The sequence below is a fragment of the Tunturibacter gelidoferens genome, from assembly GCF_040358255.1.
GTDB lineage: Bacteria > Acidobacteriota > Terriglobia > Terriglobales > Acidobacteriaceae > Edaphobacter > Edaphobacter gelidiferens.
In genome coordinates, this window is the sequence record NZ_CP132938.1 from 3,031,748 (window position 1) to 3,051,454 (window position 19,707).

The following is a 19,707-nucleotide window of genomic DNA, read 5'->3' on the forward strand; positions in this document are numbered from 1 at the left end:
TCTTCAGGTTCAAGTATAGCGGCCATGTTCAGTATGGTCAACGAGGTGTGACGTGCAGTCGCAAATGCGTTTCTTTTTCTGAGCGTCATACCAGACAAAAAACTGCATCTCATTTGTTGACTGGCTCAGAGTTAGCGAGTGCCGTACAGGAATGAGGTAGATGACGCAGCCATTACTACAAAACGTGGGGCAGATGCAGCATTGGCAGGCCCTGCTCGATTCAGCCGGAGAGGGCATATGGGGGCTGGATCTTGAAGGGAACTGTACGTTCGTTAATCGTATGGCGGTGAATTGCTTTGGCTTTGCCAGCGAGGAGATGCTGGGCAACAATATGCACGAACTTGTGCATCACCACTATCCGGATGGGCGTCATTTTCCTGGCTCCGAGTGCCCGATCTATGACGTGGTGCGGAAGAGTAAAGCTTTGAGGCGGCTGACGGACACTATGTTTCGAAAAGATGGAAGCAGCTTTGTCGCAGAAATCTCCGCACAGCCGGTGGTTATAGAGGGACGCGTTGCAGGCGTAGTGGTAACGTTCCGAGAGGTGACCGAACTCCGGCAACAACAGGAAAATCTTCGCAGAGCCTATGAACTGGCGGAACAGAAGACGGCCGAGTTGGATGCCGTGATCGAGAGCATGCCGCATGGGGTCTATATAGCGACTTCCGATGCGAAAGTCCGTTCTAACCACGTTGCCAAGATGATGAGTGGCGGCACGTTTCCGGCGGAGTTGAAGACGCTGGAGACAGCGCTGGCTGGGAAGTGGTCCACAGAGACGGTAAAAACGTCGGATCGCTGGATTCGAAGTGTGGCAGCGCCGATTTTTCTAAATGGAAAGATACTTGGCGGCGTAGCTGTGAATACTGATGTCACGCAGGTGCGGCTGCAGGACGAGGCGCTGAGAAAATCAGAAAAGCTGGCTGCGGTGGGGCAGTTGGCTTCGTCCATTGCCCATGAGATCAATAATCCGCTCGAGTCGATTACAAACCTACTGTATCTGATTCGACAATCGGAATCGATGGAAGATACGCAGCACTATGCGGCCCTGGCTCAAGGTGAATTGGCTCGAGTCACTGAAATCACGTTGCAAACATTGAGGTTCAACCGACAGCATAGCAAGCCGACCTATGTGGATATGGCGGAGCTGTTGCGGACGGTCATGGCTCTATATACGGGACGGACTCTCGTTCGGAACATAGAGATCGATTTAAAGTTGATGGCGACTCCAAGGGTGAGAGTGCTCGAAGGAGAGATTCGCCAGGTGATTAATAACCTTGTCAGGAACGCGCTCGACGCCATGAGTAAAGGAGGGCGGTTAACGATAAGGTTGCATCCGCAGCGGGATGGTCTCAGTGGAACTCCCGGGGTGCGTCTGACGGTTGCGGATATAGGAGAGGGGATTAAGCCGGAGATGCAGGAGCACCTTTTCGAAGCGTTCCAGACGACGAAGGAACTTACCGGAACAGGACTTGGACTCTGGGTGAGCAAGGGCATCGTCGAGAAGCACGGCGGCCGAATCAGGGCAAGAACACGGCGTGGTGAGAGACATGGAACTGTGTTCTCGGTTTGGTTGCCGGTAGAGGGAAGTCCTAACCTGGTGGCTCAGGTAAATTGATTGCGATTCTAGGACCGACCGTTAAATTGGATCGGCGACGAGTGATGTGAGGCGTGAGGAGAAGGAGGAGATCGCTGGAACTCGTGTCTGTCACACGATCTGCCGTAACGGTTTGAAAGCCTGGTAGCTCGCTCAACACGGGATAGCCGTTGATACTTGCCGTTTCACTTTTGGCGAGGCTGCTGACCATGAGCGCGGTATCTCCGTCATCGAGAGTTACATCCGAGGCGAACTGCTGACTGTTGAGGATTGGGATGTTGTTAACAGTACCGCCGCTCAGTGCTTCAATCTTAAGATCGATGTGCATTTTGATTGCGCCTGATTTTTGAACAGTTGGAGTTGCTTTCAACGTCAGACCGAGATCTTCGTATTGAATCTGAGGAATTGTGGCCGAAGTACCGGCTGCGGAGTTGAGCAGGCTCGAGACAGAAACCCCATTGATAGTAGCGTTGGATGGTACGGATGAGTTGCTAATTCCAGAGGAGTAGGTCGCCGTAGTAATGGGGTAGCGTTCCCCGACCCGAAAAGTGGCAGATTGACGGTCCCCGACTCGGATCTGGATATCATTGAGGGCGCGAGTGTCGCTGCTAGTAAGCGAGAGATTAAAGGCGGCGAACTGATTTGTAGTAACGCCAGTTTGGGTGAGTCCGCCGCCGAAAAAGCCAACCGTATTGGAAAGTAAAGTGCTCTGGACGAGGCCTGAGGCGATGAGCGCAAGCGCGATAACGATATTGCTTGATCCAGCCGGGACCAGACCCTGGGCAATGGCTTGGTTTACGAGGCTTTGATTGGAGCTGACGATACTTTGCGCTGCTGAAGCTACGTTGTAGATACCAACCTGCTGGGGAAGCTGCGCGCCGATGTTTCGTTGATTAGTCGTATTGACGGAGTAAAGTTGAAGGTCGATCATGACCTCACTGCCGCCGTCGATAAGATCAGCGAGAGTGAGGTTGATATAGGTCAGGGTCTCCTGGGGAGCACGGAGGACGAGGGTGCCGGAGGCCTTACCAACCGCAACTTCTTTGACGTCGAAGATATTCTTCACAAGAGTGCCGAAACTGTCCATGTCCTCATTGGTCATGCCCGGGATGTAGATAGTCTCTTGCAACTGACGCTCAAGACGCTGGCGATTATCTACGGTGTCTTTAGCTATGAAAACGCTTTTGGCGTCCAGAGGTACCGCGAATAGGTGGGTAATGTTTAGCAGAACAGGGATCGACTGCTGGTAAGTCGAGTCGTCGAGATCGAAACGCAAATTGTCTCTTTGGACCGATTCATCGAATATTTGGCGGATCCCGTACCCTGACAGAACCTGACGGATAACGTCTTGCTCGTCGGAGTGAAGATGGAAGCTCTTCTGACCGGCATTGGGCTCGAGGGTGACGGGGCCAGCGATGGCAGGGCCTTCGCGAATCCAAGGTTCTATCTCCGGATGGAAGGCCCTCGGGAGTTCGCCGTTGTCGACTTGGGAGCCTACTGTCTTGTTCTCAGGATCCAGAAGGCGGGCTTCAGCCAGGAGTGTTTCGGCCTTTTCATGCTGCCCTAAGAGACGTGCTTTACCAGCCTGCTGTATCAGCTCGGTGACGTGGCGTTGGTGGGTAACGCTTAACGCCAGGGCGTAGTCATGATTGGAGGAGTTGAGAGTGGTTGCATCACGGAATTTCAACTCAGCGCCCGTTAAATCGTTATGATCGAGTAGTCGCGCGCCAGAAAGGTAGGCATCTTCAGCAGCGCGGACGTTTCGTTTGGAGACAGCTTCGGAGACGCTGGCGTTTGGGGCCAAATTGGACTGAGCCAGGGTGGTAAAAGAGACTGTACTGATGATGGCGAGCGCGGCAGTGTATTTTGCAACTGCGGACGCACGAGTTTGGAAGGTGGGTCTCATCGACTGCTGATTAGACGGAGGCGGAAGTTAACGGGCGCTGGCGATATTCTGAATGTGTGGGCGCTCGCTCCTGGGGGGGCGACGCATGCCGTTGCGGATCTGCGCGGTGTCCATGTCAAGCTCGGCGAGGGTACGGCTAAGGGTGTTGCGGTGCATCCCGAGTTCGTCGGCGGCCTTGCACTGGTTTCCCTTGTGATGCGCCAACACTTCAAGGATGTAGCGCTTCTTGAACTGACGTACGGCCTCCGAGTAGGGGATGCCGGCGCTGTGCATCTGTGTGATCAAGCCGTCCATTTCGCGCTTCAAGGTTATTCCTCGCTGGTGGCCCCTTTGTGGAACCACACTCTCATTGTGCCTCTACCGTAGCGGTTTGATCCAATAGGGCGCGTTGTGCTTGAGTTGAGCGGCGCCATCCAGAATCCGTTGCTGAAGGTCGTAAGGTACAACGAAGGATACCGCATGCGCCCCCGCAAGGAAATAGGAAGATAGCTGCGAATTTTTAATCCAGCTGGGATGAGGGAGGAAGGCGGCGATAGCTGTCAGGATGGCTACCCCCAAGAGGCAACCACGCACAAAACCGAAGACTGCTCCGAGCATCCTGTCGAAGAAGCCGAGTCCGATGGCGTGAGCGGTGCGGTTGAGAGATTTGCCAAGCAACGCGCTAAGCACCATGACTCCTATCACGAGAAGGAGAAAGGAGACGATCTCTGCGGTTGATGGTGTGACGATCAGGCGCTCAAGATACACAGTCAGGCGGTTGTAGTTCCAGCTGGCGATCAGGATTCCCGCGATCAGGCCGCCAAGTGAGAAAAGCTCGAGGATAATGCCGCGCAGGAAGGCGACGATGGTGGAGTAGGCCAGAATTGCGATCAAGAACCAGTCGAAGAGGTTCATGCGCCTAAAGGTTTGTACGGCCAGTGAGCAAGCGATAGGCCTCGAGATATTTCTCGCTGGTGCGGACGACCACCTCACGCGGTAACGCGGGTGCGGGAGCTTGCTTGTTCCAGTGGATCGATTCGAGATAGTCGCGGACGTATTGTTTGTCGAAAGAAGGTTGAGGACCGCCAGGGTTATAGGAATCCGCTGGCCAATATCGCGAGGAGTCGGGGGTTAGTACCTCGTCGGCAAGAATGATCTGCTCATTTCCCGATTCGTCGGTGGTGAGACCGAATTCAAACTTGGTGTCGGCTAGGATTAGTCCTTTACTGGCTGCATGCTCGGTTGCTTTCTCATAGATTTTGAGCGTGAGTGTGCGCAGCGCATTGGCATTGGTAGCGCCGATCGTCTTCTCGACCATTTCGTAGGAGATATTTTCGTCGTGGCCGCCAGAGTGAATTTTTGCCGCCGGGGTGAAGATTGGCTCAGGCAGACGATCTGACTCTCGAAGACCGACTGGTAGTTTGATGCCGCAGATCGAACCGGTTTGCTGATAGTCCTTCCAGCCGGATCCGGAAAGATAGCCGCGGACGACACATTCGACGGGAAACATCCTTGCTAGCTTGACGAGCATACTGCGACCTTCCAGCTGGTCAAGGAACGGCTGGAGTTCTGGGGGAAATTGTGTGGAGTCGGCGGTGAGCAGATGGTTTGGGACGATCGGCTTGAGGAGATCAAACCAGAAAAGCGACAACCGGGTCAGAATCCTCCCCTTGAACGGAATGCCACTGCCGAGGACATGATCGAAAGCAGAAATGCGGTCACTGGCTACGAAAAGGAGCTGGTCGGGGGAGATGGCGTAAATGTCACGAACCTTGCCGCGGGCGGTAAGGGGAAGTGATCCAAGATTGGTCTGTAGTAAGGCTGCTGGCATTGGGTCGACGGTACCACCTTTTGGGTTTTGCGATCAGACTGAAACAGACAGTAACAGGCTAGGACAGTGGGAATAACTTGTCGACAGTTCCCTCGGACTCGGACGGCCAACGCGGGCAGCGGCCGAGAACGGTTTTCGTTGCAGGAAAAGGTATAGCGATGGCGGCATTTGAGTTACATTCGCGATCATTAAAAGGAATGACCCGGACTTTATGGCGGAGAAATGGGGCGATTGGGGGATGATAGGAGACGATGAGATCGGCCCCTTTATTGCCACTGCCGGGGTTACCCCATGGTTTGACTTCATAGAAGAGGTTACCGCCGATGGGTACAGTCTTGTAGGAAGAAGGGTCGAAGAGTTCGGCAAGTGGGAGCATAATACTCGCTCCAAACACGGGGATTAATAAAATCGTCGCGCTGAAATACGTCAACCATCTTGGAGATAGTCGCGTGAAGAGGAGAACCAGGAGTTCGTATGCTGCGACGGCCAGCCAGTTAATAAAGACGTTCAATCTGTCGGAGGTCGTTCCCCATTTGGAAGCAGCGAAGAACACTTGAATCAATACCAAGGCTAGGGATGCTGAGATGAGGCTGAACTTCAGACGAGAGTGGATACTGTCCCAAAAGATCCGCGCCAGAAGCATTGCTCCTGACAACAAAATAAGAACGGCAGTTGTGAGCGGTATATTCATGCCGTTTTTAGATTAGCTGCTTTCGTGGGTGCGTGTAGAAAGGCTCATTGATTCTGTTTTGGTCAGTGGCAATCTACCGGGGCGATAAGACAGACAATTCAGCGACGCTGGAAAAAAAGCTGGAGCGAGTGGTGAATCGCTCCAGCTGCGCAAAGGCTTGGGATATCATGCCACGGCGCGACGATTGTCGGCGGAGTCGCGGCGATTAAGATTGACGCTGACGATCTTAGAGACGCCCGGCTCCTGCATGGTGACTCCGTAGATGATGTCCGCTTGGGACATGGTGCGTTTGCTATGGGTGATGACGACGAATTGTGTATTTGCGCTCATTTCGTGGATGAGTTTTGCGAAGCGGCCTACATTAGTTTCGTCCAGCGGTGCGTCGACTTCGTCGAGGATGCAGAAGGGGGCGGGTTGGAACTGGAAGATTCCAACGAGGAGGGAAAGAGCGGTGAGCGCTTTTTCTCCTCCGGAGAGCAGGAGGATGTTTTGAAGCTTCTTCCCTGGGGGGGAGGCAATGATGTCGATGCCGCTCTCGTTGGAATTTTCGGCATCGGTGAGTTTCATGAGGGCCTGACCGCCACCGAAGAGCTTGGTGAAGGTGACGGAGAAGTTTTCGTTGATGACCTTGAAGGCCTCATCGAACTTGAGACGGGAGACGTCGTCAATCTCCTTGATGGAAGCTTGTGTGTTCTCGATGGAATCGAGCAGATCTTTGCGTTGCGTTTCGAGGAAGCTGTGACGGGTGACTGTTTCGTTGTACTCGTCGAGGGCCATCATGTTGACCGGACCCATGGCTTCAAGTTTTTGCTTGAGGGCACGGGATTCTTCCTCCTGGGTGTGGAGGTCGTCGCCTTCGATCCGGGTGATGGTCTGGTCTTCGCGGAGCGTGATGGCTTCGGCGCCAAGATCGTTGAGGCAGGTGGCGTCGATGTGCTCAATGTCGGAGGTGAGCTTTGCGGCGCGGGCAGTTAGAGCTGCACGCTGCTCGCGGAGGGCTTCGGTCTCGTGGCGAAGGGTGCGGAGACGAACGTCGAGGTCGGCCATAGAGACGCGCAAAGCGTGGGCCTCTTCCGTGAGGCGTGCGCCTTGAGCTACGGCATAGGCGCGAACGTCTGAGAGTTCGGTGTGCTGGACCGCGAGAGCGGCGGTCTCTTCTTCGCGGCGGAGTCTCTCTGCGCCGGCAGAGGAGATTTGCTGGTCGAGTTGCTGGATACGCTGGTTTTGACCGTTATATAGGCGCGTCGTTTGCTCGAAGTTTGCGGCTGCGTTGCGGCGACGCTCTTCTAATCCGGCGAGCGCGGCGGAGGCGGCTGCTGCGCCCTGTTGAAGATCTTCGCGTCGGGCGCGGAGCTCTTCGAGTTGCTCTTGAAGGGCGGCCAGGCTGGCTTCCAAGGTGCTGCGCTCGTTCTCGAAGGCTTCCGCCTCCTGCTGACGACGCGCGATCAGGTCCGCTTTCTGATTGCGTGCTTCCCGATTGCGTTCGTTGGTGAGAGCCCAGTCCTGCAGGCGGCGCTCAATGCGAGCGACCTCCGACTCCATTTGCCGGAGAGCTGCTCCGGAGTTTGCGGACTCGCGCTCGGCGTCGCGGCGTTCGTGGGTTTTGCCTTCGATCGTCGCATTGAGAGCGGCCATCTGGTGCTGCAGTTCGATGGTGTTTCGGTCTGTCTGAGCCAGATCGCGCTCGACTTTTTCCAACTTCTGCTGCACCTCTGCGAGTTCGCGTTTGAGAGCGAGGGGCCCTTGCGTGCGGGGGCGTCCGCTGGTGACCGTGACGTTGTGGAAGGTCTCACCGGTGGGGGAGAGGAAGAATGCCTGGGGGTTTGAGAGGGCGAGCGAGCGGGCAGTGTAGGAGTCTGGAGCGACGAAACCCTCACGGAGTTTGGGCAGAATAACCTCGAGGGATTTGCCGAAGCCGTCGAGAACACGGACGCACTCTTTGAGGGGGACGACGCCTTCGATCCCTTCGATGTTGGTCTGGGCGATGCTTGGCATGCCATCGGCAAAGGCGAAGTTAGCCTGGGAGTCGTTGGGGTGTACGAGGAAGGTGGCGCGGCCTGTGACGTCGGTCTGCAGGAGATGCATTCCTGCGTTCGCGGCGTCCCAGGATTTGACCACGACGTAGTTGAGCTCGTCGCGGAGGAATTCGTCGACGACATTTTCGTACTTGCCGTCTACTTCGAGAAAGTCGGCGAGAGTGCCAACAGCCGCCATGCCATCGGCATTCTGCTTATAGGCGTCAGTCTTGAAGAGATTTCGAACGGTATCGGTGGAGTAGCTGTGTTCGCGAATCAGCGCTTCGAGGGAGGTGCGGCGGCCGGCGAGGGATGCTACCTCGCCTCGCAACTGGTCGCCGCGGCGTTTGGACTGAGACTCCTCGTTGCGGCGGGCTTCTACCTGGTGGCGAAGTTCGGCGATCTCGGCCTCGAGACGCTTAAGGCGCTCGGTCACCGACTCGAACGACATCTTGACCTGCCCACGCTGCAGACCCAAAGTTTCGAGTTCCTGTCTGGCGATCTCCGACTCGGAGAGGAGCCGTTCAGCTTCACGGTCGAGACCAGCAAGAGCTGCTGCTGCCTGAGCCTCTTCGTTGCGAGTCTGGGCGATGCGTTGGACGAGTTGCATGGTGGAGCGGCGGTTTTGTTCAGCCTGCTGCTCGGCTGCCGCGACGCTGCGGACGGCCTCCTGCGCCTGCGCCTGATGGCTCTGGGCGGCCTCTCGTGATTCGGCGGACTCGACCGTGGCGCTGTTGAGGAAGTTGCGATGCTCTTCAAGTTCGCCGGCGAGGCTGGCAAGCTGTTCGCGGGCCTGAGCGAGATCGTCGGCGCCAGTTGCGATGCGGTTGGTGAGTTCGGCGATGCGGTCGGCGTTCGAGGCCGAGCGGGCAGAGATGCGCTCGAGTTCGACGGCAGACTGGTTCGCCTGAGCTCCGGCTTCGCGGATCTGCTGATCGAGACCGTAGCCGGAATTGACGCCTTCAGTGTGTTCGGCGTCCATCGCTTCAACGGTGGTGGCCTGAGCGTCGATCTGGGCAGCGAGCGCTGTGATCTTCTCGGTGGTGGCGGCCTGCTCGATATCTAACTGCGACATGCGGCTGGCGAGGACGACGCGAAGGCGAGTGCGGAGTTCATCGCGGAGCGCGCCATAGCGTTCAGCCTTGGCGGCCTGGCGCTTCAGCGTGGTCATCTGACGGGTGACCTCGTCGAAGATGTCGTTTACGCGGGCAAGATTCTGGCGGGCTGATTCTAGACGCAACTCGGCGAGGCGTTTTTTTGTCTTGAAGCGAGTGATGCCTGCGGCTTCTTCGATGATGGATCGGCGGTCGTGAGGCTTGGCGGAGAGGAGCTGACCGATGCGCTCCTGGCCGATGATGGCGTAAGATTCACCACCAAGGCCTGTGCCCATAAAAATGTCCTGAATGTCTCGTAGGCGGCAGATCTTGCCGTTAAGCAGATATTCGCTGTCGCCGGAGCGGAAGAGGCGGCGGGTGATGGTGAGTTCGCCGGCGCGGACGGGGGCGCGGCCGAACTTTCGGCGACGAATCTTGAGGACGACATTGTTGGGATTGGCAAGTTCGGCTGCCGCGTCTGTCTCGGTTGGAGGTGGAAGGATTTGTAGGCCCTTGGCCTCGCCCTCGATGACAGTGCCGGGTTGGGCCTCGGCGACGGCTTCTTCGGTTTCTTCGGAGCGCTGCTGGCGCAAGGTGGTCTCGTCCCAGTCGGTGGGAAGGTTTTCATCGATGATGATTTCGGGGTCGTCCTGGAGGCTGGCTCCATCGTAGACCTCGGGGTCGACGAGGGTCAGCGAGACCTCGGCCATGCCGGTGGGCTTGCGTTCTCGGGTGCCGGCGAAGATGACGTCCTCCATCTTGATACCGCGGAGGCTTTTGGCGGACTGTTCGCCCAAGACCCAGGTGATGGCGTCGGATATGTTGGATTTCCCGCACCCGTTGGGGCCGACGATGGCGGCGATGCCCTCGCCGGAAAGCTGAACTTCGGTGCGATCACAGAAGGATTTGAAGCCGAGTATCTGGACTTTTTTGAGCTTGAGCAAGTGCACCTCTATGGGGAGGACCGATGAGTCTTGAGAAACTTTCCCCAGTCGAATAAGACTGATTCAACTCTAGCTCCGGTTCGGCATGGAATCAACGGGTACAACACTACATATTGTGGATAATTGGACTGAAACGCAATAAATGGGTGGCTTGAGCAAGATTCGTCTCAGGATTGTCATAGTGAGTTTGTATTCCCTGGATTTCACCAAGTTGATGGGATCGTAATGTGGGACATTGCATGAGATTTTAATCAGCCAGCGATGCAGCCGAAAGAGAGCACCATGCGGCCGCCTAGCACCACGTCAATGGCAATCATGAGGCCGCCCATGAGCACGCGGTCACGGCGCACCAACACTCCACTCAAGCGCACGAGCATTCGACAGATGCTCATCTTAGTCAGCAGCGCATAAGTAGCTTACTTCGGTAGAACAAGACACCTGACCGACGCGAGTTGGTCGGGGTCTCTGTTTTGGGGCTGCTTGTTCGCTATGAAGTCCCCGGACGCGATTGTTCGTGTATAACACTTTTATTGCTGCTAAAGGTTGGGTCAGCTTGCGTTTTGAGCAACGGCGTTTCTATAATCCGCATCATCATCCCGGATTGCTACGAACACTTCAACCGTCTGGCCGAAGGGTTAGGCACGGCGAGGACAACCACTGAGGCATTATGATCGGTTTCTGTTTCGTCTTATATCCAAGTGGCCCCGGAAGCATCGGTGACACATTTGAAAGAAAGATTTATTGAGGAGTGTGGAATGAAGAAGGTAGTCGTTGCGTCTCTCCTGGCGGTCGCTAGCATGGCAAGTGCTGCGGGACCCCTTGTGGCACAAACCCAGGTCAATCTTGGTTCCAACGCGCAGGCCGCGAGCGGCGGAGTACAGCTGTCGCCTGCTGAATATAAAGCCTATAATGATGCGATAAGCCAGACCACGCCCCAGACCAAAGCATCCGCAATTGAAGCTTATCTGACGGCCTATCCGCAGTCCCCGGTGAAAGCATCCGTGCTGGAGCAGCTGATGCTGGCGTATGCTGCATTTGATCCAGCTAAGACCTTGGATGCAGCGGATCGGCTGTTGCAGGTAGACCCGAACAATCTGCGCGCCCTGACCTTTGAGGTTTACTTCCGGAAACAGCAGGGAGATCAGGCGACTGACCCGACCGCAAAGCAGGCGGCGCTGGACAAGGCGGCCGAGTTTGCGCAGAAGGGGCTGGCGGTCACTACCAAACCGGCAGATATGAGCGACGCAGACTTCGCCAAGGTCAAAGACGCAGCGACTCCTGTGTTCTACGGCGCGATTGGTGCGGCTGCTTTGAACAAGAAAGATACCGCTACCGCGATTACAAACTACAAGTCTGAATTGGGTAGCGTTCCAGTCGCGCAGACCCAGACCCCCGGCGTGCTCTTACAGGACACCTTTATTCTGGGGCAGGCTTACTACCAGTCGACTCCTCCCGACTATGTGAACTGCACCTGGTACGCATCGCGTGCCGCGGCTTTTGCGCCCGAGCCCTACAAGAGCCAGATGTTGCCGCTCGCGAAGTTCTGCTACAAAAAGTATCACGGTGCTGACGATGGCTACGATGCAGTCACGGCTGCCGTGCAAACGAATCTTAATCCACCTGCCGACTTTAAGATCAAACCGGCGCCGTCGCCAGCCGATATTGTCGCCGGTGTTATCTCAAGCACGCCAGACCTTTCTACACTGGCGATCAGTGATAAAGAGTTCATCCTTGCCAATGGCAAGCCTGAGGATGCTGCAAAAGTCTGGGATACCATGAAGGGTAAGTCAGTCCAATTCCCAGATTCGACTGTAATATCTGTCTCCGATACTGCGCTGCAAGTTGCTGTTTCTGACGATGCCGTGCAATCCAAGACGGCAGATTTTATCTTCCAGCTGACGGCGCCGTTGAAGACGCCACCCGCGGCGGGAGCGAAGGTCACCGTGAGCGGCACTTACGCGTCATTCACCCCCAGCCCCATTTTGATTACGATGAGCGATGGAGCTGTGGTCGAGCCGAAGAAGACTCCGACCAAAGCACCCGTGCATCATCCTGCTCATCACTAGACCCCTATAGCTTACAAAAGGCAGCCCGCAAGGGCTGCCTTTTTGTGTTTAGGAAAGTCGGAAAATCGGTGGGATTCTACGTGCCGCTAGTTAGTAGGAAGGTGTAAAAGTTAACGTTTTTCGATGGAGGTGTAGCTCGCAGGGTAGGCCGGGCCGGTGTAGTCGGCGCGTGGGCGTATGAGGCGGTTGTCGTCGTGCTGCTCTATGACGTGGGCGGCCCAGCCTGAGATCCGGCTGATGGCGAAGATGGGCGTGAAGAGATCTATATCGATACCGAGGGTGGTGTAGGTAGAGGCAGAGTAGAAGTCGACGTTGGCGTTGAGTTTCTTTTCCTGCTTTACGAAGAGCTCAATCTTGCGGGATAAGTCGAACCACTTGGTGTTGCCGGCGGCTTTGCCCAGTTCCTCGGACATGCGGCGGAGATGGGTCGCCCGGGGATCTTCTGTGTGGTACACGCGATGGCCGAAGCCAGAAATCTTTTTCTTTTCGGCGAACATCTGCTTGACGTACTCGACGGGATCAGCACCTGCCTTATCGATGGCGTAGAGAAGGCGCATAGTCGCCTCGTTCGCTCCGCCATGGAGAGGGCCTTTGAGGGCGCCAATGGCACCGGTGATCGCTGAGTGGATATCGGCTAGGGTAGCTGCGATGACACGCGCAGCGAAGGTGCTGGCGTTGAGCTCGTGGTCGGCATGAAGGATCAGGGCAATGTCAAAGGCACGCGTAGCAGTGTCGGAGGGCTTTTCGCCGTTGAGCATCCACAGGAAGTTGGCGGCGTGGGAGAGAGACCTGTCGGCTTCGACGGGGGGCTTGCGTTTGCGAATGCGGTCGAAGAGAGCGACAATCATCGGGATTTGCGCGGTCAGGCGAAAGGATTTGCGGACGTTAGCGTCGTGAGTGCAGTCGGCCTCGTCGGCGTCGTAGATGCTGAGAAGAGAGACAGCGGTTCGGAGAACCTGCATCGGTGTGGCATCGGCAGGGACACCGCGAAGGAAGTCGACAATTTTCGGATTCAGTTCGCGTGCGGCGGAGAGATGCTTGATGAACTCAGCTAGCTCGGCCGCGTTGGGGAGTTTGCCGAACCAGAGGAGGTAGGTAGTCTCCTCGAAAGTGGAGAGCTGCGCGAGTTCGTGGATATCGATGCCGCGGTAGGAGAGAACGCCAGCATCGCCGTCGATCCAGCAGATGGCAGACGTGGTGGCTACGATGCCTTCCAGGCCTTTCGGTGCGACAGCGGTGGACATAAGGCGCTTCTCCAGGAGCGAATTTGATGCGGGCTCAAACTAAGTACATCTGGTTATAGCGCAGCGGAGAAACGGTTGTCACGACGGGATGGGCGAATATCGGCGATGTCGTGCGAACTAGGGTGACGGAAGCAGAGATAGGGATCGTGCTGGAGAGTACGGCGAGAGGTCTATGGGAGGTCTTTCGCCGACGATTAATTCTGCCATGACGTGTGCGGCGGCTGGCGCGAGGAGGATACCGTTGCGATAGTGGCCGCAGGCGATGAAGTGATTCGGGTGACCTGGGATCACTCCGAGGAGGGGAAGACCGTCGGGAGTCGCGGGACGCAGTCCTGACCAGGCTTCTAGTTGAGGAGCGTGACCAATTGCCGAAAGGAGAGAGGAGGCCAGGAAACGGAGACGGTCTATATCAATTGAGTGGACGGTCTTGTCGAAGCCGACATCTTCGACCGTGGCTCCGACGATGGCACGACCCGCAGCGGGGCCAATGGTGCGGGGCACAATGTAAATGTCGGGGGTACGGACGACGAACTGCAGAGGAAGCGAGGAGGGAAGGGATACGGAAAACATCTGACCCTTCTTGGGCACCACCGGAATATTCAGCAGGCGCGAAGCAGCGGCCGCCCAGGCTCCAGCGCAGTTGATGAACTGTGCTGCATGAATGATGCCACTGGGAGTTGTGATCTCAACCTCGTTGCCGATGGAACGAGCGGAGAGGACAGGAGTATGCGGTCGGAGATCGATCTTGGTGGAACCGATCGCGGCGAGGACGGCTGAGGCGAGTTGTCGGGGGTCGAGGCTGTGTTCGTCGAGAAGGATGAATCGATAGTCCCCCGGCGTGAGAGCGGGAAGCAGATGAGCCAAATCTTCTTGGGTCAGTTCGGTGTTTGCTGGGGTATTGGGAGAAACGGATTGTAGGGTCGCGTGGGTCTGGAAGGGGATGTTGATGCCGGAGAGGGCGCGGATACGATCGAGGAACTCGGGATAGAGCGAGAGGCTGAGATTGGCCAAAGTCAGGAGTTGGGGCGGGTTTTCGGGATCATGGGCGGCCAGCATACCGGCAGCCGCAGTGGAGGACTCGGCGAGCGGAGCGCCCCGGTCAAGTACGACGACGCGGTAGCCGCGGCCGTGGAGCTCAAGGGCAAGAGAGAGGCCGATGATGCCGGCTCCAGCGATGCACACGTCGGGGTGGTTCATGGAATTAGTTTAGTTGGCTTAGGGAGAGGTTATAGTTTGGGTGTGTCTGTTTTGCGCGGACGAGTAGTCTGTGAAAGCAGAGTTCACGATGCTTCAAAGGAAGAGAAGCTTAGGAGAGAGTGATGAGCGAAGAGTACGTGGAGCAGAGATCGATCTCGGGAGCACTGCTTGGAGTGGTGGCGGTCGCGTTGCTGGCGGCGCTAGGTGGACTGGTGTGGTGCTACGGTTTGCAAAATCATCTTGCCGCAGCAGAGCAGAAGATCGTGGCGGCCGACCAGAAGAACACTGAACTGACGGAAAAATTGGAGGCAACCAACGCGCGGCTGCGAGCGACGAGCGAGACGCTCGGACAAAGCGTTGGTGTTGCGCAGAAGCAGATTGAGCTGCGGACGCAGAGTATCATCGCGCAGCAGAAGGTTGCGACGGCGAAGCTGGAGGAGGAGGCGGCAAAAAATTCCAAGCAGATCGGCGCAGTGTCGACCGATGTTGCCAGTGTCAAGACGGATGTAGGCGGTGTGAAGACCGACGTTGCAACTACAAAATCTGACCTTGAGGCGACCAAGACGCAATTGAATCGCGTGGTCGGCGATGCCGGTGTGATGAGCGGGCTGATCGCTACGAATCATGATGAGTTGGAGGTTCTAAAGCACAAGGGTGATCGTAACTACTTGGAGTTCACGCTGCAGAAGGGCGCGAAACCTACGCTGTTGTCGACGGTCAAGCTGCAACTGAAGAAGGCGGACGAGAAACATTCGCGCTACACATTGAATGTGAGCTCGGACGACCGGACGATTGAGAAGAAGGATAAAGGGCTGGATGAGCCGGTGCAGTTCTATAACGGCAAGGATCCGGTGCTGTATGAGTTGGTGGTGAATGTAATCGAGAAGAATAAGGTGTCAGGATATCTATCGACGCCGAAGAACGCGGCGAAGGCGGTTTCGACACCATAACTACAGGCTGTTTCAAATGCAGAAAGGGGGACGCTTATTGCGTCCCCCTTTCTGTTTGCCTTGGTTGGATTACTTTTTGGTTGCCTTTTTTGCTGCCTTCTTCGCTGGTGCTTTTTTTGCGGCTTTCTTGGTTGCCATGTGCCTATTCTCCCTAGTGATTAGACATTGACTCTACAACTAGCTGCAATGCAGCTAACGAAGGTATAGATTTACGAAATTTCACTGTCAAGCAAAAAATGAAGGTAAGGCAAATTCTTTTTGCATGGGGACGTTCGAAACGACTGCCACGTCTGCTTTGGAAGTTTGTTCTGGAGTTGTGCGGAGCGAGGGCGGCCCGTGAATGCTGAGAGATGAAACGCTGGTGAGAGTACGACCTTTGTGTGATCGGAGCGATGGAAAGAATTACAAAAGTTGTCATGCAAGCCGAGGCTCAGGAGATTGAGTCGAAGAGGAGAGCGCTTGTTGCATACGAAGAGAACGTCCAAATGTGTGTCCTCCTTTGCAAAAACGCGGCGATGAGGAAAGCTCACTGAGCGAAGGTATGTGTCTACTTGCGATGGTTTGGAAGAACCGCAGCATTGCCGGAATGTTACTGATTCAAATTTTTGTTAATAGGCATACGAATTCGAGGATAGACAGATGGCGGGGATTAAGAGGGTTTGTCTTATGAACGGGGACCTGTCTTCGCTTCGGGACACGGATTGCCGATTGGTGCGAAGTCCAACCAGAGGAGTAGAGTTTTTCTCGAGGTATTTCGATCGATGAAGGATGTTGTGATTGTTGCTGCGGTACGGACACCTGTGGGCAAGTTTCAAGGGGCGTTTGCGGAGATGACGGCCGTAGAGCTTGGTGCCATCGCAGTTCGCGAGGCGGTGAAGCGGGCTGGGATTGATGCGGCGAGCGTGGACGAGTGTTTAATGGGCTGCGTGCTCCCTGCGGGGCTGGGACAGAACCCGGCGCGACAGGCAGCGTTACGAGGCGGGCTGCCGGATACGGTTTCGGCGATGACGATCAATATGGTGTGCGGGTCGGGTTTGAAGGCTGTGGCACTGGCGGCGCAGGCAGTGATGGCTGGCGATGCCGAAGTTGTGGTGGCAGGGGGGATGGAGTCGATGTCCAACGCACCTTATCTGCTGCCGCAGGGGCGGAAGGGATTCCGTATGGGCGACTCAGTCGTGGTCGATTCGATGGTGAAGGATGGGTTGTGGTGCGCTTGTGAGGACTACCACATGGGCATCACAGGGGAGAACGTCGCGGAGAAGCATTTAATTACCCGAGAGGAGCAGGATGCCTATGCGCTGGCTTCGCACCGCAAGGCGAGTGCTGCTTGGAAGGAGGGGCGGTTCGATGCGGAGGTGGTGCCGGTGAACGTGCCGGGGAAGAAGAGTGCAGTAACCGTGGTGTCGCGGGATGAGAGTGTGCGGGAGGACGCTTCGGCGGAGGCGCTTGCTGCTTTGAAGCCGGCCTTCAGGAAGGATGGGACTGTGACGGCGGGAAATGCTCCAGGAGTGAATGATGCGGCTGCGGCGGTGGTGGTGATGTCGGCAGAGCGGGCAAAGGAGCTGGGCTTGAAGCCGATGGTGACGATCAAAGCGCAGGCTACGAGCGGAGTCGCTCCCAAGTGGGTGATGCTAGCTCCAGTAACCGGGGTGCAGAAGGTCCTGAAGAAAGCTGGGTGGGAGCGGGATGACGTCGATTTGTTCGAGTTGAATGAGGCGTTCAGCGTTCAAGCGTTGGGGGTGATGAGGGAGTTAGGTCTGGATGCCAAGAGGGTGAATGTGAATGGCGGTGCGGTAGCGATTGGGCACCCTATTGGAGCGAGCGGTGCGCGGGTACTGGTTACCTTGATCTACGAGATGATGCGAAGGGATGCGAAGAAGGGGATAGCTGCGCTTTGTTTGGGTGGAGGAAACTCGGTCGCGTTAGCGGTGGGACGAGGGTGATGTTTCACTACCAAAAATTTCCGTATGAGGACAACTGGAGTTCGTGAAACGGACATCTTAAGCCCCTATCTATAGATTTTCTGAAATGAGTGTCAAAACCTGGGCCCCTTTTAGTTTGATTCCTAATTTGAATCAAAAATCATTGTCTAAAAAGGAGAACTTATGGCGGGTTCTATCGTGGAAAGCCTCATGGGTCTGCTGGGTCCTCAGGTGATTGGCCCAGTGGCTTCGCAACTTGGAGAGTCTACTGATACCGTCCAACGCGGCTTGCAGACTGGGTCCGCTGCTATGCTCGCGGGTCTTGTCGCGAAGATCGGTCAACCTGGATTTCTGGGACAGGTATTTAGTCTCATTACAAACCCCGCGAACGGTCCGAGCGCTCTTTCAAACCTTACGTCGAATCTGGGATCGTTGGCCTCGGGCGCTACGTCCTCCCCGGTCGCAAATCTTGGCAGCCAGTTTCTATCAAGCATCTTCGGTTCAAATACGTCCTCAGTGACCGATTCGATCGGTCGTTCCGTAGGTCTTTCGAGCGGTAAGGCTGGGTCGCTCCTGGCTATGGCTGCTCCACTGGTTCTTGGAGTTTTAGGGCAGCACGTTCGACAGAACAATTTGAGCGCTGCTGATCTTGGTTCAACGTTGAAGGCGGAGGCCCCAAGCTTCCAGCGGTTTCTGCCAGCCGGACTTGGTAGCTTGTTCGGTGGCGCTTCGAATCTAACCGCGGCGGTTCCGGCAAAGGTTGCTACCGGCAATCGTTGGTTGTGGCCTGTCGTTCTGCTGGTCGCATTGTTGCTATGCCTGTTTTGGTTTTTCAATCGAACCAAGGCGCCTGTTAGTGATGCAGTCCAAACTGCTTCAACTGCGGCTGCAAATGCAGGCACTTCGGCTCTTGGAGACTTTTTTAAAACGAAGCTACCCGATGGGGTCGAACTAAATATTCCCCGCTTCGGTATTGAGAGCAAACTGATCAGTTTTCTGGGGGACTCGTCCAAACCCGCAGATACAACAACATGGTTTAATTTCGATCGCCTGTTGTTCGACACTGGTAAAGCTGAACTCCAGCCATCTTCACAGGAACAGTTGGGCAATATTGCTGCGATTCTAAAAGCCTATCCCAACGCTCACGTAAAGATTGGCGGCTATACCGATAACACGGGGGACGCAGCTGCAAATGTTGCTCTCTCAAGTGCGCGCGCTAAGAACGTGATGGATGCTTTGGTGGGGGCAGGGATCGATTCGTCGCGGCTCGAGTACAAGGGGTACGGAGATCAGTATCCGGTTGGCGACAATGCCACTGAGGAGGGACGCGCTCAAAATCGCCGCATTTCTCTGCTGGTGACTCAGAAGTAATACCGCGATTGAAGCGGTCGAATAAATGTCTCAGGGGCCGATGCATAGATTTGTATCGGCTTTCTTGTGTGGGAGTACGAAGACAGTTATTGTCCGAGGGCACGAAAACCGCATCTTACCTATCACGATGAAACACACCGACAGATTTACTGGGCGAGTTGAATCCTATGAGCGGTATCGCCTACGGTATCCGCCAAAGGTGATTGAGATCCTGGCGGATCATTGCGGACTGCAGCGGGAACATATGGTTGCAGATATCGGGGCTGGAACAGGCATGCTGGCTGAGCTTTTTCTGGAAAACGGGAATGCCGTTGTAGCGATAGAGCCGAATGATGACATGCGTGCGGCTTGCGAGCAAATGGCAACGGCCTGGCCCGGGCTGACGGTGAGGAGGGCCACGGCTGAAAACACCGCTCTAGCAGACGCCTCGGTGGATTTTGTGTCTGTGGGTCGGGCTTGGCATTGGTTTGACCGAGAGAGGGCCGTGAGGGAGTTCCGACGAATCCTCAGACCGGCTGGTTGGGTCGTTCTGGCGAGCAACCGTCGAAGCCAGGATGGGTCGGCTGAGGCGGAGGCGTATGAAAAAATCTTGATGAAGTTCGGAAGGGACTATCGCGAAACGCACCAGCCGACTCGAAGGATGGTAGAGGTTGCACCTCTGTTTGCTGAGGGAGCGGTGGTTCGTCAGGAGGTGTCTGGGGAACAGGTGCAGACTCTCGACGAGTTCTTGGGGCAGACACAGTCATTTTCCGCAACTCCGAAGCCCGGAGATGGGGGGTATATGGGGATGCAAGTTGCGCTGGAGGATTTCTTCGCGCGGTTCGAGCATGACGGGTTGCTGCACACAGGGACCATCTGTTCGGTCATGGCTTGTCAGGGGAATGGGAGGTCTGGCAGCTAATC

General features: G+C 55.9%; 15 protein-coding genes and 1 pseudogene. 8 read left to right on the plus strand and 8 right to left on the minus strand.

Going from position 1 to position 19,707, the window contains the following annotated elements; genetic code table 11:
* Positions 1–193: 193 nt before the first annotated feature.
* Positions 194–1,615, plus strand: coding sequence for a PAS domain-containing sensor histidine kinase (locus RBB81_RS13485; RefSeq protein WP_246373486.1), 1,422 nt, complete (start codon positions 194–196; stop codon positions 1,613–1,615).
* Here RBB81_RS13485 and RBB81_RS13490 read toward each other — a convergent pair.
* Positions 1,590–2,870, minus strand: a complete 1,281-nt coding sequence (locus RBB81_RS13490; RefSeq protein ID WP_353071000.1) for a type II secretion system protein GspD — start codon at positions 2,868–2,870, stop codon at positions 1,590–1,592. The genes RBB81_RS13485 and RBB81_RS13490 overlap by 26 nt on opposite strands.
* A 90-nt stretch (positions 2,871–2,960) precedes the next feature.
* On the opposite strand from RBB81_RS13490, the gene RBB81_RS13495 reads away from it, so the two are divergent.
* Positions 2,961–3,161, plus strand: coding sequence for a hypothetical protein (locus RBB81_RS13495; protein WP_353071001.1), 201 nt, complete (start codon positions 2,961–2,963; stop codon positions 3,159–3,161).
* Between the two features lie 366 nt (positions 3,162–3,527).
* On the opposite strand, the gene RBB81_RS13500 is transcribed toward RBB81_RS13495, so the two are convergent.
* The 5 genes from RBB81_RS13500 to smc form a co-directional block, all read right to left on the minus strand.
* Positions 3,528–3,806 (minus strand): helix-turn-helix domain-containing protein, encoded by a 279-nt coding sequence (locus RBB81_RS13500; protein ID WP_179582483.1) that lies wholly within the window; start codon positions 3,804–3,806, stop codon positions 3,528–3,530.
* A gap of 51 nt (positions 3,807–3,857) precedes the next feature.
* On the minus strand, positions 3,858–4,394 hold the full coding sequence (locus tag RBB81_RS13505; protein WP_179582485.1) for a CvpA family protein: 537 nt from the start codon (positions 4,392–4,394) through the stop codon (positions 3,858–3,860).
* Positions 4,395–4,398: 4 nt separating this feature from the next.
* On the minus strand, positions 4,399–5,310 hold the full coding sequence (locus tag RBB81_RS13510) for a phosphoribosylaminoimidazolesuccinocarboxamide synthase (protein WP_179582487.1): 912 nt from the start codon (positions 5,308–5,310) through the stop codon (positions 4,399–4,401).
* Between the two features lie 58 nt (positions 5,311–5,368).
* Complete coding sequence (locus RBB81_RS13515; protein WP_353071002.1) at positions 5,369–6,001, minus strand: hypothetical protein; 633 nt, start codon at positions 5,999–6,001, stop codon at positions 5,369–5,371.
* A 165-nt stretch (positions 6,002–6,166) separates the two neighbouring features.
* Positions 6,167–10,054, minus strand: coding sequence for a chromosome segregation protein SMC (gene smc, locus RBB81_RS13520; protein WP_353071003.1), 3,888 nt, complete (start codon positions 10,052–10,054; stop codon positions 6,167–6,169).
* Positions 10,055–10,875: 821 nt separating this feature from the next.
* Here smc and RBB81_RS13525 point away from each other — a divergent pair.
* The gene (locus RBB81_RS13525; protein ID WP_348641554.1) at positions 10,876–12,120 is read left to right on the plus strand and encodes a hypothetical protein; all 1,245 of its coding nucleotides are present in this window, start codon (positions 10,876–10,878) and stop codon (positions 12,118–12,120) included.
* A gap of 110 nt (positions 12,121–12,230) precedes the next feature.
* Here the strand turns inward: RBB81_RS13525 and RBB81_RS13530 are convergent, their stop codons facing one another.
* Both RBB81_RS13530 and RBB81_RS13535 read right to left on the minus strand, forming a co-directional pair.
* Entirely contained in the window at positions 12,231–13,364 is a 1,134-nt protein-coding gene (locus RBB81_RS13530) for a citrate synthase (protein WP_179582495.1), read from the minus strand.
* Positions 13,365–13,481: 117 nt separating this feature from the next.
* Positions 13,482–14,561 carry an NAD(P)/FAD-dependent oxidoreductase gene (locus RBB81_RS13535; protein WP_353071004.1) on the minus strand — a complete coding sequence of 360 codons (1,080 nt, stop codon included), beginning with the start codon at positions 14,559–14,561 and terminating at the stop codon, positions 13,482–13,484.
* A gap of 122 nt (positions 14,562–14,683) precedes the next feature.
* On the opposite strand from RBB81_RS13535, the gene RBB81_RS13540 reads away from it, so the two are divergent.
* The 5 genes and pseudogenes from RBB81_RS13540 (at position 14,684) to RBB81_RS13555 (ending at position 19,705) form a co-directional block, all read left to right on the plus strand.
* A complete protein-coding gene (locus tag RBB81_RS13540; protein ID WP_183788766.1) occupies positions 14,684–15,511 on the plus strand; it encodes a hypothetical protein in 828 nt (275 codons plus the stop codon).
* Between the two features lie 761 nt (positions 15,512–16,272).
* On the plus strand, positions 16,273–17,454 hold the full coding sequence (locus tag RBB81_RS13545) for an acetyl-CoA C-acetyltransferase (RefSeq protein WP_353073934.1): 1,182 nt from the start codon (positions 16,273–16,275) through the stop codon (positions 17,452–17,454).
* Positions 17,455–17,643: 189 nt separating this feature from the next.
* A pseudogene (locus tag RBB81_RS23490) lies at positions 17,644–17,988 on the plus strand (DUF937 domain-containing protein); the annotation flags it as partial.
* A gap of 24 nt (positions 17,989–18,012) precedes the next feature.
* Positions 18,013–18,804: an OmpA family protein gene (locus RBB81_RS13550; protein ID WP_423248082.1), complete on the plus strand. Its 792-nt coding sequence runs from the start codon at positions 18,013–18,015 to the stop codon at positions 18,802–18,804.
* A 127-nt stretch (positions 18,805–18,931) separates the two neighbouring features.
* Positions 18,932–19,705 carry a class I SAM-dependent methyltransferase gene (locus tag RBB81_RS13555; RefSeq protein ID WP_353071005.1) on the plus strand — a complete coding sequence of 258 codons (774 nt, stop codon included), beginning with the start codon at positions 18,932–18,934 and terminating at the stop codon, positions 19,703–19,705.
* Positions 19,706–19,707: the final 2 nt, after the last annotated feature.

Bases quoted from the DNA above. Each gene is read 5' to 3' on its own strand.
- RBB81_RS13495 (WP_353071001.1), top strand. From the start codon at position 2,961: ATGGAAGCTCTTCTGACCGGCATTGGGCTCGAGGGTGACGGGGCCAGC.
- RBB81_RS13510 (WP_179582487.1), bottom strand. From the start codon at position 5,310: ATGCCAGCAGCCTTACTACAGACCAATCTTGGATCACTTCCCCTTACC.
- RBB81_RS13540 (WP_183788766.1), top strand. From the start codon at position 14,684: ATGAGCGAAGAGTACGTGGAGCAGAGATCGATCTCGGGAGCACTGCTT.
- RBB81_RS13530 (WP_179582495.1), bottom strand. From the start codon at position 13,364: ATGTCCACCGCTGTCGCACCGAAAGGCCTGGAAGGCATCGTAGCCACC.
- RBB81_RS13515 (WP_353071002.1), bottom strand. From the start codon at position 6,001: ATGAATATACCGCTCACAACTGCCGTTCTTATTTTGTTGTCAGGAGCA.
- RBB81_RS13535 (WP_353071004.1), bottom strand. From the start codon at position 14,561: ATGAACCACCCCGACGTGTGCATCGCTGGAGCCGGCATCATCGGCCTC.
- RBB81_RS13555 (WP_353071005.1), top strand. From the start codon at position 18,932: ATGAAACACACCGACAGATTTACTGGGCGAGTTGAATCCTATGAGCGG.
- RBB81_RS13550 (WP_423248082.1), top strand. From the start codon at position 18,013: ATGGCTGCTCCACTGGTTCTTGGAGTTTTAGGGCAGCACGTTCGACAG.
- RBB81_RS13545 (WP_353073934.1), top strand. From the start codon at position 16,273: ATGAAGGATGTTGTGATTGTTGCTGCGGTACGGACACCTGTGGGCAAG.
- RBB81_RS13485 (WP_246373486.1), top strand. From the start codon at position 194: ATGCAGCATTGGCAGGCCCTGCTCGATTCAGCCGGAGAGGGCATATGG.
- RBB81_RS13505 (WP_179582485.1), bottom strand. From the start codon at position 4,394: ATGAACCTCTTCGACTGGTTCTTGATCGCAATTCTGGCCTACTCCACC.